We start from the raw sequence: 14,237 nt of genomic DNA on the forward strand, positions 1-14,237 counted from the left end.
GGGGTCCCGCCATGAAGATCCTGCACACCTCCGACTGGCACGTCGGCAAGGTGCTCAAGGGGCGCTCCCGGGCCGAGGAGCACACCCAGGTGCTGGCCCAGGTCATCGAGATCGCCAACGCCGAGCGCCCCGACCTGGTCATCGTGGCCGGCGACCTCTACGACACCGCCGCACCCACCCCGGACGCCACCCGGCTGGTCACCCGGGCGCTGACCGCGCTGCGGCGTACCGGCGCGGACGTGGTGGCGATCGGCGGCAACCACGACAACGGTCAGGCCCTCGACGCCCTGCGGCCCTGGGCGGAGGCCGCCGGGATCACCCTGCGCGGCGGCGTCCGGGACAACCCGGCCGAGCACGTCATCGACGGCGTCACCCGCGACGGCGAGCGCTGGCAGCTCGCCGCGCTGCCCTTCCTCTCCCAGCGGTACGCCGTCCGCGCCGTGGAGATGTACGACCTGACCGCCGCCGAGGCGAACCAGACGTACGCCGACCACCTCGGCCGGGTCCTCGCCCGGCTCACCGAGGGCTTCGCCGAACCCGACCGGGTGCACCTGGTCACCGCCCACCTGACCGTGGTCGGGGCGGCCACCGGCGGCGGCGAGCGGGACGCGCACACCGTGCTCGGCTACGCCGTGCCGGCCACCGTCTTCCCCGGCACCGCGCACTACGTGGCGCTCGGGCACCTGCACCGCTCGCAGCGGGTGATCGGCCCCTGCCCGGTGCGCTACAGCGGCAGCCCGCTCGCCGTCGACTTCGGCGAGGAGGAGAACGTGGGCTCGGTGACGCTGGTCGAGGTGACCGCACGGACCGCCGCGCAGATCCGGGAGGTGCCGGTGCCGGGGGCCATCCCGCTGCGCACCGTCCGGGGCACCCTGGCCCAGCTCGCGGAGATCGAGGCACCCGAGGGCTGGCTGCGGGTGTACGTCCGCGAGCAGCCCCGCGCCGGGCTCCGCGAGGAGGTGCAGGACCTGCTCCCCGGGGCGGTGGAGATCCGGATCGATCCCGAGCTGGCCGCCGTCCCCGGCAGCGGCACCCGCACCGCCCAGCGGGCCGGCCGCTCGCCCCGCGACCTCTTCGCCGACTACCTCGGCAGCAAGGGCCACGTCGACGACGGCGTCCGGGAGCTCTTCGACGAGCTGCTCGAGGAGGTCGACCGCTGATGCGCCCCATCCGGCTGGACATGGCGGGCTTCACCGTCTTCCGCGACGAGACCACGGTCGACTTCACCGACGCGGACTTCTTCGCGCTGGTCGGACCGACCGGCTCCGGCAAGTCGACGGTGCTCGACGCGATCTGTTTCGCCCTCTACGGCACGGTGCCCCGCTGGGGCGGCACCCGGGGCCTGGCCAACGCGCTCGCCCCGTCGGCCACCGAGGCCCGGGTCCGGCTGGTCTTCGAGTCCGCCGGCGACCGCTACGTCGCGACCCGGGTGGTCCGCCGGGACGGGCGGGGCACGGTCAAGACCGCGAACGCCGGCCTCCAGCTCATGCCCTCCGGGTTCGACGTGACGAAGCTCGACACGGGCCTGAGCCCGGAGGATCTCGGCGAGGTGGTGGCGGGCACCCCCGCCGAGATGGAGCAGGCGGTGCTGACGGCGGTCGGGCTGCCGTACGAGCAGTTCACCAGCTGCGTGCTGCTGCCCCAGGGGCAGTTCGCCGACTTCCTGCACGCGAAGCCGGCCACCCGCCAGCAGATCCTGGTCAACCTGCTCGACCTCGGCGTCTACGAGCAGGTGCAGAAGCGCGCCACGGAACGCGCCGGGCAGGCCGAGGCGAAGCTGGAGGCCGTGGACCGGATGCTCGGCGGGCTCGCCGACGTCGACGACGAGACGGTGGCCGGGGCGCAGGCGCAGGTCGACCGGATGCGCGAGCTGGGCGGGGCGGTCGCGGTGGCCGTACCGGAGCTGGAGCGCGCCCGGGCGACGGCGCGGGAGGCGACGACGGCGCTGGCCGACCTCGACGCCGAGCTGGCGGTGCTGGCCGCGGTGCGCGCCCCCGACGGGATCGCCGAGCTGGCCCGGGCGGTCACCGACGCCCGGACGGCCGCCGACGGGGCCGCCGCGGCGGTGGCGCTGGCCGAGGAGCGGGAGGAGAAGCTGCGCGGCGAGCTGGCCGCGGCCGGTGACGAGAGCGCGCTGCGCCTGCACCTGAAGGCGTACGCCGACCGGGACCGGCTGACCGGCGAGGCCGAGACGGCCCGCGCGGCGGTGGCCACGGCGCAGGCCGAGCACGACGCGGCGGCCGGCGCGCTGGCGGCGGCCCGGGTGGCCGCCGAACGGGCCGACGTGGAGCTGGAGGCGGCGTTCCGGGCGCACGACGAGGCGAAGGCCACCGACCAGGCCGTCGCGCTGCGGGCGCACCTGGTCGACGGCGCGCCCTGCCCGGTCTGCGAGCAGCCGGTGGCGCGGGTGCCCGCGGTGCCGGCCGGGTCGGCGGTGGCCGCGGCGCTGGCCGCCGGGAAGGCCGCGCGGGCGGCCAGCGAGGCGGCGAAGCGGGCGGTGCAGGAGCGGGACGCGGCCGCCCGCGACCTGGAACGCGTGCTGCTGCGCGCCCGCGCCCAGGACGACCAGCTGCGGGCCCGGCTGGCCGAGCTGGACGGTCAGCTCGCCGACGCCGCCGCCCCGGCGGCGCTACGGGAGGCGCTGGACGAGCACGCCCGGCTGCGCCGGGTGCTGGAGGAGGCGGCCGGTGCCGTACGGGCCGGTCGGGACGCCGCCCGACGGGCCCGGGGCGCGCTGGACGCCGCCCAGGAGCGGCTGCGCCGGGCCTGGCGGGACTTCGACACCGCCCGGGACCGGCTGGCCCGGTTCGGCCCGCCCGCCGCCGACCGGGACGACGTGGCCGCCGCCTGGGCCACCCTGGCCGGCTGGGCCGGCGGGGAGGCCGACCGGCGGCGGGCCGACCGCGCCGGGCTGGTCGCCTCGGTCGGTGCCGCCCAGGCGGCGGCGACCGGCGTCGAGGAGCGGATCGCCGCGCTCTTCACCGCCGTCGGGCTGGACGTCGCCGACGACCCGGGCCGGGCCGCCGCGGTGGCGGTGGAACGGGCCGAGGCCGAGCTGCGCCGGCTGGTCGAGCGCCGCGAGCAGGCCGCCGAGCTGCGCGAGCAGCGCACCGGCCACGAGCGGGAGTCCCAGGTGGCCCGGGCCCTCGCGGGGCACCTGCGGGCCAACAACTTCGAGCGGTGGCTGCTGGCGGAGGCGCTGGACCTGCTGGTCGACGGCGCGTCGCGGATCCTGCGCGAGCTCTCCACCGGCCAGTACGACCTGGTGCACGACAAGGGCGAGTTCTTCGTGGTGGACCATCACGACGCCGGGCTGCGCCGGGGCGTCCGCACCCTCTCCGGTGGGGAGACGTTCCAGGCGTCGCTGGCGCTCGCGCTGGCCCTGTCGGAGCAGCTCGCCGGGATGTCAACCACCGCCGCCAGCCTGGAGTCGATCGTCCTGGACGAGGGCTTCGGCACCCTGGACGCGGCCACCCTGGACACCGTCGCCGCCACCCTGGAGAACCTGGCCGCCCGGGGTGACCGGATGGTCGGGGTGGTCACCCACGTACCCGCGCTGGCCGACCGGATCCCGGTCCGCTTCGAGGTCCGCAAGGACGCCCGCAGCGCCCGCATCGAACGGACCGGCCTGTGAGCGCGAGCCGGCCCGTGGACGGTCCGGCCGGACAGGCGCGGTTCTTCGTCGACGCGTGGGATCCGGCGTACGGGGCGTCGTTCGAGGCGGGCGGGGGTGGGCCGGCGGCGCCGAGCAGCGCCCAGGTCGACGCCGACGTCGAGCTGCCGGCGGTGGACTGGCGGGCGATCGGGGTACGGCGCGGAGTGCTCGCCCCGGACGTGGTGCTCCTGGTCGACGGGGTGCGCAGGATCGACGCCAGCGTCTGGACGGCGGAGGAGGACGGCGGTTCCTTTCCCGGCCTGGCCGCCTCGTACGCGGCGGGGGTGGTCCGCTGCGACCTGGACCGGGGGGTGGCGGAGCTGGCCGGCGCCCGGGTGGGCCGGGGGCTCTTCACCGCCAGCCCGTCGGCGCAGGACGTGGTGGCCGGGCAGGTCCGCTATCCGGTGCACCGGGTGGGTGGCACCGGCGAGCTGAGCAAGTTGCCGGCCGCCGTGCAGGGCCCACTGACCGCGCTGGAGGTGGCGGTCTCCGACGCCGCCCGCACCGACGGTGACCTGCTGGTGGTGGACGGCCCGCTGCGGGCCCGCCGCCAGCTGCCGCGCACCTTGGGCTACATCAAGACGCAGCACAGCCAGTACCTGGACGCCCGGCTCACCGCGGTGGTGACCGGGCTGGCGGCGGGCGAGCGGTCGCCGGTGTTCCGGCTGGGCACCGCCTGGGGCGGCTACTCCTGGTATCTGCGGCTGCCGGTGGCGGCCGGGGCGCCGTGGGCGGGCATCGTCCGGATGGAGTGCTCCGCCGAGCTGACCCCGACCGAGGCGATCGAGCTGGCCGACCTCTCCCTGGTCACCCTCCCCCGGTTCGCCTCCAACCCGTACAAGGACCCGCGCGCCCCGCAGAACCTGATCCCGATCGCCGGCCTGGAGCGGCGGCTGCGCGGGCTGCTCGGCGACGCGCGGCTGCTGCACCGGGTGCTCACCGCGGCGGCCCGGGGAGTGCACCGCTGATGGGGCGGCGACGCGGTGACGACCGGGTGGTCGAGCAGGTCGACACGGGGCAGGCGGAGCTGGTGCCCGACCCGGACCGGCCGGGTTCGTGGACGCTGCTGCTCGACGGCGCCCCGCAGTCCCACGTGGACCTCACCGACCCGACCCACCTGGAGTTCGAGTACGTCCGTCGGCTGGCCGCCGCGATCGACCTGGTCGCACCGGCCGGCGCGCCGCTGCGGGTGCTGCACCTGGGCGGCGGCGCGCTCACCCTGCCCCGCTACGTGTCGGCCACCCGGCCCGGCTCCACCCAGCGGGTGTCCGAGCTGGACGGCGCCCTGGTGGAGCTGGTCCGGCGGGCGCTTCCGTGGCGTACCGACCCGCGGCTGCGGGTGCGGGTGGCCGACGCCCGGGCCACCCTCGCCGCCAGCCGGGAGGCGAGCTACGACGTGGTGGTCGCGGACGTCTTCGCCGGTGCCCGCACCCCGGCCCACCTGACCTCCGCGGAGTACGTGGCCGAGGTGGCCCGGGTGCTGCACCCCGGCGGGTGGTATCTGGCGAACGTCGCGGACGGCCCGCCGCTGCGGCACGTCCGGGCCCAGGTCGCCACGGTCCGCTCGGTGCTGCCCCGGGCCTGCCTGATCGGGGACGCGGCGGTGCTGCGCGGCCGCCGATACGGCAACCTGGTGCTGGTGGCGGGGCGGGTGGAGCCGCCGGTCCCGGAGCTGACCCGGCGGGCGGCCGGTGACTGGTTCCCCGGCCGGGTGCTGGCCGGCGAGGAGCTGGACCGGTTCGCCTCGGGCGCTCCGGTGGTCCGGGACGCCGACGCCACCGACTCGACGCCACCCCCGCCGGGAATTTTTTCCGTGCGGCGTTGATCCGCCGGGCCGGTCGGCCCGTATCCAGGGGCGGCCATGCCCGTGGGGGGTCGGCTGATGTCATTGGACACCCGGAGGTCTGCATGCATGCGGTGGCGGCCGGCTGGCACGGCGACATGGTGAGGCCCGAGTGGATGTCCCGGGCCCAGCCGCAGCCCCGTGCGTCGAGGTCGGGACGGGGGGTCGACGTGCGCCCCGTCGATCGCCAGAATGACCCGGTGACGCCGCGACCGGCGCCCGGGCGGCACCAGGCGGTGTCCACTGAGGGCACTCACTCCGACCAGCTGATCCGGCTGCTCTACGCCGAGCACGCCGGCCCGCTGCTGATGTTCGTGATGCGGCTGACCGGTGGGGACCGGCAGCGCGCCGAGGACATCGTGCAGGAGACGCTGCTGCGGGCTTGGCGCAACGCGCACCGGCTGGGCGTCCAGGGTCAGGGGTCGTTGCGGCCCTGGCTGGTGACGGTGGCCCGGCGGATCGCCATCGACGAGCACCGCAGCGAGCAGGCCCGGCCGGCGGAGACGTACGACCGGGACCTCACGGCGTTCGCCGAGGCGGACAGCACGGACCGGGTGCTGCGCACGATGACGGTGGCGGATGCGCTGCGTACGCTGAGCCAGTCGCACCGGGAGATCCTGGTGGCGACGTACTTCCGGGGCCGGACGGTGCCGGAGGCGGCCGAGGAGCTGGGCCTTCCGCTCGGCACCGCCAAGTCGCGCGTCTACTACGCGCTGCGTGCGCTGCGCACGGCTCTGCAGGAGAGGGGGGTGACGGAATGAGCCGGGCAGACCACATGGACGTCGCGGCGTACGCGCTGGGCGTCCTGGATCAGGAGGACACCGAACGGTTCGAGGAGCACCTGGCCACCTGCTGGGCGTGCGCGGCGGAGCTGGAGACGATGGTCCCGGTGGTGGGCCTGCTCTCCGGCATCGACGGTGAGTCGATGACCGCCCTGGAGCAGACCCAGACCGACCCGGCCCTGCTGGACCGGACGCTGGTGGCGGTGCGCCAGCACCGTCGGCGCAGCCGGGTGCGGCAGTTGCTGGCCACGGCGGCGGCGGTGGTGGTCTTCGGTGGCCTGAGCGGCGTCGGCTTCGCGACCGTCGCGGGTGGCGGCGACGAGCCGCTCCCGCAGGCCGAGCCGACCCGCTCCGCGCCGGTCGACCCGGCGACCAGCAAGTCCTCCGATCCGGAGGACCCGGGCACTGGCAACGGCGTCGGCCAGGAGGGCGAGCTGCACAACGCCACCGACCCGGGCACGGGGGTGAAGACCTCGATGTGGCTGGCCTCGAAGGAGTACGGCACGAAGATCGACCTTCAGCTCACCAAGCTGCCGGGGCCGCGTACCTGCCGGCTGGTGGTGGTCCGCAAGAACGCCACCACCGAGGTCATCTCGACGTGGTCGGTGCCGGGCGGTGGCTACGGGACGAACACCAACCAGTTGCCGCTGGAGCTGACCGCCTCCACCTCGGCCGGGGTGGACGACATCCAGAAGATCCAGGTGCAGTCGGTGGACGTCAACGGGGTGGCCAGCCCGTTGGTGACGGTGGCCGACCTGTAGTTCCGCCATGATCTCGGCGTCGGGCAGCGACTTCGCCCGGCGCCGATCCGGCGTGTCCGGGGTGCGGACCACCGTCGTGTCCCCCTACGGGCCGACGGCCGGAACGGTTCAACGTCCACCGTGTGAAATGGACCACCGTTACGCCTTCAACCTTGACAGCGACCCACCCGTACTACTCGGTGAACTGCCAAGAATGAGGAGGGCACGTGGCACAGCTGAAGCGAACCGTCATCGTCGCGAGCGCGATGGTCGCACTGACGGCCTGCGCACCCGCGGGTTACGACGGGGCGAACTCGAGCGCGGCCGAGCCGGTCGCCGTCGCCGCGGCCGAACCCACCGCGGCGGCCGAACCGGAGGCCTCCGCCACGGCGGACGCCCCGAGCACCGAACAGGCCGCACCCCCGGCCGACGTCCAGCTCACCGACCAGTTGGTCGGCAAGAAGCTGCCCCGGATGGGCGCGGTGGTCACCGACCAGGACGGTTGGGTCCTCTACCGCTTCGACAAGGACTCCGCCGACCCGCCGTCGTCCAACTGCGTCGACAAGTGCGCCCAGGTCTGGCCGCCCGCGCTGACCGACGGCAACCCGCAGCTGCAGGGCGTCTCCGACGACAAGGTCGGCACCGTCACCCGCCAGGACGGCACCCGGCAGATCACCATCGGCGGCTGGCCGGTCTACCGCTACATCGGCGACAAGAAGCCGGGCCAGTGGAAGGGCCAGGGCGTCGGCGGCACCTGGTTCGTGGTGGACCCGAACGGCAAGCGGAACAAGACCTGCCTGCCCAGCGGCACCCCCAAGCCGGTCGCCCCGCCCGCGTCGGGCGACTCGGGCGGCGGCAGCTCCGGCTACTCGTACTGATCCGCCGCCCGGACCCGGTGGCCGGTCGCAGCCGGGGAGGGCGCGGCCGGCCACCGTCGGAACCTGGACACCGGCGTACCGGCAGCGCCCGGCGTCCCGGCGCGGCGCCGGCCCCCACCCGGGCCGGCGCCGCGACTTACCCGGGCGGCACCCAGGACCCCGGGGCGGAGAGGGCGGCGGCGGGCTCCCGCCAGCGGGCGCGCCGCCGAGGTCCCCCCAACCCGCACCCCACGGCCGGATTCCGGCCGCTCCGCTCCGGCGGACGCACCGTCGACGGGTACGCGTCGGCGGTGTCGTCTGTCACCGGGCCCCGACGTGGCAGAGTGGCGGCGTGCCCCTTCCCGCCGCCACCCGGACGCTGCGCCCACCGGCCGGCTACCGGCTGGCCGCCTCGGTGCGGGCCCTCACCTTCAGCCCGCACGACCCGTGCGCCCGGATCGCCGCCGGGAGCTTCTGGTGGGCCACCCGCACCCCCGCCGGGCCGGCCACCCTCGCGCTGCGGCCGACGGCCGGCGACCTGATCGCCGAGGGGTACGGGCCGGGCGCGGAGTGGGTGGTCGAGCGGGCCGACGCCGTCGCCGGGCTCCGCGACGACCTGACCGGCTTCGCCGAGCTGGCCGCCGCGCACCCGCTCGTCGCCCGGCTCGCCCACGAGCACCGGGGACTGCGGATGCCGGCCACCGGTCAGCTCTTCCCCCGGCTGCTGCGGGCGGTCTTCGAGCAGAAGGTCACCGGCAAGGAGGCCTACCGGGCGTACGCGGCGACCATCCGGCACTTCCGGACGCCGGCACCCGGTCCGTTGCAGCCGCTGCTGCTGCCGCCCGAGGCGGCGGCGGTGGCGGCCACGCCGTACTGGGTGTTCCACCCGTTCGGGGTGGAGCAGCGGCGGGCCGACACGCTGCGCCGGGTCGCCGCCGTCGCGGACCGGCTGGAACGCTGCGTGGACACCGTCGAGGCCACCCGCCGGCTGACCGCCGTGCCGGGCATCGGCCCGTGGACCGCCGCCGAGGTGGTGCGGATCGCGTACGGCGACCCGGACGCGGTCAGCGTCGGCGACTACCACGTCCCCAACACGGTGGCCTGGGCCCTCGCGGGTGAGCCGCGCGGCGACGACGCCCGGATGCTGGCCCTGCTGGAGCCGTTCCGGGGCCACCGCGGCCGGGTCTGCCTGCTGCTGGCCGCCGCCGGCATCCAGGCCCCGAAGTACGGCCCACGCGCCCCGATCCGCTCCTTCGCCCGTTACTGACCGGCACAGAGGCGGCGCAGGACGCGACCCAGCCACCACGCGTACGCCTGCTGGAAGGCGCGGCCGACCGGGCCGGCGGCGCGCATGAACCAGCGGTCCGGGCGGCTGAAGGCGCGTACCTCGAACCAGACCGCGCCGGAGTCGTCGCGGGTGACCACGAAGGCCTCCTCGCCGCGCGCCGGGTGACCGGGCAGCGTGCCGTACCCGAAGCCGGCCTGCCGCGCGTCGTCGGCGGCCCAGACGACCCGGCAGGGGGCGGCGAGCCGCAGCGGTCCGACGCCGAGGCCGGAGACCACCCGGACGCCGGGCGCGGCCCGGGGCGCATCGGCGGTGATCCGGATGCCCGCCGCGCGGTGCAGCCGCCAGCCGAGGACGGCGTCGCCCGCCCGGCCGAAGCTGTCGTCCGGCAGCCGGACCCGGTGCCGCACGTGCCGCCAGCCGGCCGGCAGCGGCCCGGCCCGGGTCGCACCCACCTCCGGGTAGGTCAGTTCCGGCACGGTCCGCACCCCCTCCACGACGACACCGCCAGGGTACGGCCGCAGCCGGCGGCCCGCCCGGTTCCCGGCCGGCGGGGTGTGGTGGGCTGGCGCGGTGACCGATCACCTGCTCATCGCCCCGGCCGGCGTCGCGGACGCGGGCGAACTCCTCACCGTGCAGCGCGCCGCCTACCTCGTCGAGGCGCAGCGGTACGCCGACCCGTTCCTGCCGCCGCTGACCGAGACCCTGGACGAGGTCCGCGCCGCGCTGGCCGGCCCGGCCGTCGTGCTCGTCGCCCGGCTCGGGCACCGGCTGGTCGGCTCGGTGCGCGCCACGGTCGACGGCGACACCGCGCACGTCGGCCGGCTCTCCGTCGCCCCCGACCAGCAGGGTCGCGGGGTCGGGGCCCGGCTGCTCACGGCGATCGAGGCCGCCTGCGCCGACCGGGTGGCCCGGTTCACCCTCTTCACCGGCGCGGAGAGCGCGGACAACCTGCGCCTGTACGAGCGGCACGGGTACGTGCCGACGGGGCACCGGCCGTCGCCGGCCGGCCCGGGCCTGGTCGACCTGGTGAAGACGGTCAGCCCTGCTCGCAGCGGCGCTTGAGCCCCTCGGCCTCCTGCCGCAGATAGCTGCGGAGCAGCCGGCCGCCGAGCAGCCCGAAGAGCCCGGCGAGCGGGCCGGTCTGCACCATCACCAGCTCGGCGCGGACCCGACCGTCGGGCAGCGGGAGCAGCCGGTGCTCGCCCCGGCTGTGCACGCCCGGGCTGTCGGACTCCCAGACGAAGACAAGCGGCGGGTCGATCTCGGTCACCCGCCAGACCGCCGGGCGCAGCCGGGGCTGCTCCATCCGGGCCGACGAGCCGACGGTGAACGGCCCGGGCTCCAGCCGACGGGCGGCGGTGACGGTGGGCGTCCACTCGGGCCAGCGCTCCACGTCGGTCTGCACCGCCCAGACCCGGTCGGCGTCGGCGGTGATCTCGACGGACTCGACGAATCGCATGGCGCTCCCTCCCCCGCGGCTCTGGAGGTCAGGCTACGCCCGGGATCGACCGCCGGTGATCCCGCGCCGGGCCGGGTTCCCGGCTCAGGCGGCCTCACGCAGGTCGGCCAGGCCGATCGGGGCGTGCCGGCGGAGCAGCTCCTCCAGCTCGGCGACTGAGGAGACCTCGCCGATCACATTGGCGCCGCCGCCGAACCGGGACGGATAGCGGCGCACCAGCCGGTAGCGGTAGCGGCCCCGGATCAGCTCCACGCTCACCCGCCACCGTCCGCAGCAGCCGCACATCCACTCCGACACCCGGCGAAACTAGCTCTGAGCTGCGGTTTCACCATCCGGCCGGAGGGGACGAAGGGCACTGGGCGGGGACACGCCGGACCAACGCCGCCGGTGATCTGGCTCACGACTGTCGGTGTCGTCTGATTGACTGGTCGCCGTGGACCTGCCGATCAAGCCCCCGGTCGAGCCGATGCTGGCCAAGAGCATGCCGGAGCTGCCCACCGCCCCCGGGATGACCTACGAGCCCAAGTGGGACGGGTTCCGACTGATCATCTTCCGGGACGGTGACGACGTCGAGCTGGCCAGCCGGGGCGGCAAGACGATGACCCGCTACTTCCCCGAGGTGATCGAGCAGGCCCGCGAGCAGCTGCCGCCGCGCTGCGCGGTGGACGGCGAGCTGATCGTGATCCGCCGGGACGGCCCGGGCGGCCAGCCCCGGCTCGACTTCGAGCTGCTCGCCCAGCGGATCCACCCGGCCGCCTCCCGGGTGAAGATGCTCGCCGAGACCACCCCGGCCGACTTCGTCGCCTTCGACCTGCTCGCCATCGACGACGAGCTGCTGACCGACCAGCCCTATCCGCAGCGCCGGGCCCGGCTGGAGCAGGCGCTGGCCGGGGTCCGCCCGCCGGTGCACGTCACCCAGGTCACCACCGACCCGGAGACGGCACGGCGCTGGTTCGACGTCTTCGAGGGCGCCGGGCTCGACGGCCTGATCGCCAAGCCGGCCGACCTGCCGTACGAGCCGGGCAAGCGGCTCATGTTCAAGGTCAAGCACGCCCGCACCGCCGACGTGGTGGTGGCCGGCTTCCGCTGGCACAAGACCGGCCCGGTGGTCGGCTCGCTGCTGCTCGGCCTCTACGACGACGCCGGCGTGCTGCACCACATCGGGGTCAGCTCGTCGTTCACCGCGGCCCGCCGCAAGGAGCTGCTGACCGAGCTGGAGCCCTACCGGGACGTCGGCGGCGACCACCCGTGGGTGCACGGCGACCACGAGCGGGGCCAGCGGATCCCCGGCGGGGTGAGCCGGTGGACCGGCACCAAGAACCTGGAGTGGGAGCCGCTGCGCCCGGAGCTGGTGGCCGAGGTCGGCTACGACGCGATGGAGGGCGAACGGCTGCGGCACACCGCCCGGTTCGTCCGCTGGCGGCCCGACCGGGAGGCCCGTTCCTGCCGCTACGACCAGCTCGACCGGCCGATCCGCTACGACGTCGACCAGGTGCTGCGCGGCGACCCGGCGGCGACCGTCGGCGGCGCAGCCGGCCGGGCGTAGCCTGACCGTCGACCGATCACGGAAGGCTCCCACGTGACGCGCTTCGCCGACCTGCCCCGTCGGGCCCGGCTCACCCTGGCCGGGTTCGCCGCGGCCGTGGTGCTGACCGCCGGCTGCACGCTGCCCGCCTTCGCGCCGCGGACCGACACCGAGGGGGAGGCCGCCGCGCCGGGCACCACGCCGACCTGGCACGCCTGCCCGGAGGTGCCCGACCAGTTGGTGGGCCGGGGTGCGCCGGGCATGCGGTACGAGTGCGCGCGGGTCGCCGTACCCCGGAACTGGGGCGGCGGGGCCGCGACCGGCGCGACCGCCGGTCCGGGCACCGGGGAGACCTTCGAGATCTCGCTGCTGCGGGCCCGGTCCAACCGGCAGCACGACCGGATCGGCTCGCTGGTGATCAACCCGGGCGGCCCGGGCGCCTCCGGTGTGGACACCGCGGTCTATCTCTCCTTCGGGCAGTCGTTCGGCGGGTTGCCGGCCGCGGTGACCGACCGCTTCGACATCGTCGGGTTCGATCCGCGCGGGGTGTCCCGGTCCAGCCCGGTCAAGTGCATCTCCGACGCCGACCTCGACGCCAGCTTCGGCTACGACCCCGACCCGGCGAGCCAGTCGTCCTTCGACGGCTTCGTCGACCTCAACAAGCGCATCGGGCAGCGCTGCGGCGACAAGTACGGCGACCAGCTCTCCCTCTTCGGCACCGAGCAGGCCGCCCGGGACATGGACGCGGTCCGGGCGGCGGTCGGCGACGACAAGCTCACCTACCTGGGCTACTCCTACGGCACCCTGCTCGGCGCGACGTACGCCCAGCTCTACCCGCAGCGGGTGCGCGCCCTGGTGCTGGACGGCGCGGTGGACCCGCAGCAGAAGCTGGTGGCGGGCTCGGAGAGCCAGGCCAAGGGCTTCGAGCGGGCGTTCGACAACTTCGCCCGCTGGTGCTCGACCAACGCCGGTCGCTGCCCGATCGCGCCGGACGCCCGGGCGGCCGTCACCGCGGCGATCGACAAGGCGAAGACCTCCCCGGTACGCGGCAAGGACGGCCGGGAGGCCACCTCCGGCTGGGTCTTCTACGCCGTCATCTCCTCGCTCTACACCGAGTCCGGGTGGCAGGAGCTGGCCCGGGCGATCGACCGGCTGGACGGCGGCGATCCGGCGGAGGTGTTCCGCCTCGCCGACGCGTACGCGGGCCGGGAGGACGACGGCCACTACTCCAACCTCTTCGACGCCAACCTCGCGGTGAACTGCACCGACGAGACCGAGAAGCCCACCCGGGAGCAGATCCGGCAGCTCCAGTCGCAGTGGCGGCAGAAATACCCGCTCTTCGGTCCGGCGCTGGCGGTGGGCATGCTGGGCTGCGTGGAGTGGCCCGCCGCGCGGGACCCGTACCCGACCGGCAAGGCGGTGGGCGCGCCGCCGATCGTGGTGGTCGGCACCACCGGCGACCCGGCGACTCCCTATGAGCAGACCGGGGCGCTGGCCTCGATGCTCGGGGTGGGACGGGTGCTGACCTGGGAAGGTGAGGGGCACACCGCCTACCCGCAGACGGCCTGCGTCACCGACGCCGTCGACGCCTATTTGATCTCGCTGACCGTTCCCAGAGCGGGGCTGCGCTGTCCGGCGCGTTGACGGGGGCGCGGCGCTCCGGCTCGGGCACGTCGATGCCCTGCCGGGCGGCCATCTCCTCCACCAGGGCCCGCAGCCGCCGCACGTCGGCCTTCAACTCCTCCTGCTCGGCGTGCTCGAAGGCGTCGTCGTCGACGATGAGCCGGCTGGCGAAGTGCGCGGTGATCAGCGGGATGACCAGCAGCACCATGGTGGAGATCAGCAGCGCGGCGAGGGTGCGTCCCTGCCAGCTGGTGGGTGAGATGTCGCCGTACCCGACGGTGGAGGCGGTGACCACGGCCCACCAGACGGAGTCGGCGGCGCTCTTGTGCTCGGCGTGGCTGTAGAGGATCCCGGCCACCACGATCATCAGCAGGTACGACGTGATCAGCGTGCGGGGCGAGTTCGCGAACCAGACCAGACCTCGGTAGACCCACCGGAACGGCAACAACAGGAGATCCATGGCGC

General features: G+C 75.3%; 15 protein-coding genes. 11 read left to right on the forward strand and 4 right to left on the reverse strand.

All coding sequences use genetic code 11. The features are described 5' to 3' along the window. The first annotated feature begins 11 nt into the window (after positions 1-11). The 8 genes from ABUL08_RS15375 (at position 12) to ABUL08_RS15410 (ending at position 9,144) form a co-directional block, all read left to right on the forward strand. Positions 12-1,160 (forward strand): exonuclease SbcCD subunit D, encoded by a 1,149-nt coding sequence (locus ABUL08_RS15375; protein ID WP_350930599.1) that lies wholly within the window; start codon positions 12-14, stop codon positions 1,158-1,160. Then, on the forward strand, positions 1,160-3,634 hold the full coding sequence (locus ABUL08_RS15380; RefSeq protein WP_350930600.1) for an SMC family ATPase: 2,475 nt from the start codon (positions 1,160-1,162) through the stop codon (positions 3,632-3,634). Before ABUL08_RS15375 ends, ABUL08_RS15380 begins: the two co-directional genes overlap by 1 nt. Then, a complete protein-coding gene (locus tag ABUL08_RS15385) occupies positions 3,631-4,623 on the forward strand; it encodes a hypothetical protein (protein ID WP_350930601.1) in 993 nt (330 codons plus the stop codon). Before ABUL08_RS15380 ends, ABUL08_RS15385 begins: the two co-directional genes overlap by 4 nt. Next, positions 4,623-5,480 (forward strand): spermidine synthase, encoded by an 858-nt coding sequence (locus ABUL08_RS15390; RefSeq protein ID WP_350930603.1) that lies wholly within the window; start codon positions 4,623-4,625, stop codon positions 5,478-5,480. Before ABUL08_RS15385 ends, ABUL08_RS15390 begins: the two co-directional genes overlap by 1 nt. Positions 5,481-5,563: 83 nt before the next feature. After that, complete coding sequence (locus tag ABUL08_RS15395) at positions 5,564-6,259, forward strand: sigma-70 family RNA polymerase sigma factor (protein WP_350930604.1); 696 nt, start codon at positions 5,564-5,566, stop codon at positions 6,257-6,259. Further along, positions 6,256-7,041, forward strand: coding sequence for an anti-sigma factor family protein (locus tag ABUL08_RS15400; RefSeq protein WP_350930605.1), 786 nt, complete (start codon positions 6,256-6,258; stop codon positions 7,039-7,041). Before ABUL08_RS15395 ends, ABUL08_RS15400 begins: the two co-directional genes overlap by 4 nt. A 206-nt stretch (positions 7,042-7,247) precedes the next feature. After that, positions 7,248-7,898, forward strand: a complete 651-nt coding sequence (locus ABUL08_RS15405) for a COG4315 family predicted lipoprotein (protein WP_350930606.1) — start codon at positions 7,248-7,250, stop codon at positions 7,896-7,898. 331 nt (positions 7,899-8,229) lie between these two features. Beyond that, on the forward strand, positions 8,230-9,144 hold the full coding sequence (locus tag ABUL08_RS15410; protein ID WP_350930607.1) for a DNA-3-methyladenine glycosylase family protein: 915 nt from the start codon (positions 8,230-8,232) through the stop codon (positions 9,142-9,144). On the opposite strand, the gene ABUL08_RS15415 is transcribed toward ABUL08_RS15410, so the two are convergent. Further along, entirely contained in the window at positions 9,138-9,659 is a 522-nt protein-coding gene (locus ABUL08_RS15415; RefSeq protein WP_350930608.1) for a DUF1990 family protein, read from the reverse strand. The two genes, ABUL08_RS15410 and ABUL08_RS15415, sit on opposite strands and share 7 nt — an antisense overlap. Before the next feature lie 76 nt (positions 9,660-9,735). Here ABUL08_RS15415 and ABUL08_RS15420 point away from each other — a divergent pair, with 76 nt between their 5' ends. Beyond that, positions 9,736-10,227 (forward strand): GNAT family N-acetyltransferase, encoded by a 492-nt coding sequence (locus ABUL08_RS15420; RefSeq protein ID WP_350930609.1) that lies wholly within the window; start codon positions 9,736-9,738, stop codon positions 10,225-10,227. On the opposite strand, the gene ABUL08_RS15425 is transcribed toward ABUL08_RS15420, so the two are convergent. Further along, the gene (locus ABUL08_RS15425; RefSeq protein ID WP_350930610.1) at positions 10,202-10,624 is read right to left on the reverse strand and encodes an SRPBCC family protein; all 423 of its coding nucleotides are present in this window, start codon (positions 10,622-10,624) and stop codon (positions 10,202-10,204) included. The two genes, ABUL08_RS15420 and ABUL08_RS15425, sit on opposite strands and share 26 nt — an antisense overlap. A gap of 84 nt (positions 10,625-10,708) precedes the next feature. Continuing rightward, positions 10,709-10,921: a hypothetical protein gene (locus tag ABUL08_RS15430; RefSeq protein WP_350930611.1), complete on the reverse strand. Its 213-nt coding sequence runs from the start codon at positions 10,919-10,921 to the stop codon at positions 10,709-10,711. Between the two features lie 136 nt (positions 10,922-11,057). Between ABUL08_RS15430 and ABUL08_RS15435 the strand changes: the two genes are divergently transcribed. Both ABUL08_RS15435 and ABUL08_RS15440 read left to right on the forward strand, forming a co-directional pair. Beyond that, entirely contained in the window at positions 11,058-12,170 is a 1,113-nt protein-coding gene (locus ABUL08_RS15435; protein ID WP_350930612.1) for an ATP-dependent DNA ligase, read from the forward strand. 51 nt (positions 12,171-12,221) lie between these two features. Next, the gene (locus tag ABUL08_RS15440; protein ID WP_350938638.1) at positions 12,222-13,793 is read left to right on the forward strand and encodes an alpha/beta hydrolase; all 1,572 of its coding nucleotides are present in this window, start codon (positions 12,222-12,224) and stop codon (positions 13,791-13,793) included. Here ABUL08_RS15440 and ABUL08_RS15445 read toward each other — a convergent pair. Beyond that, positions 13,720-14,232 carry a potassium channel family protein gene (locus ABUL08_RS15445; RefSeq protein ID WP_350930613.1) on the reverse strand — a complete coding sequence of 171 codons (513 nt, stop codon included), beginning with the start codon at positions 14,230-14,232 and terminating at the stop codon, positions 13,720-13,722. The genes ABUL08_RS15440 and ABUL08_RS15445 overlap by 74 nt on opposite strands. Positions 14,233-14,237 lie beyond the last annotated feature (5 nt).

This window comes from Micromonospora sp. CCTCC AA 2012012 (assembly GCF_040499845.1).
Lineage (GTDB): Bacteria > Actinomycetota > Actinomycetes > Mycobacteriales > Micromonosporaceae > Micromonospora > Micromonospora mangrovi.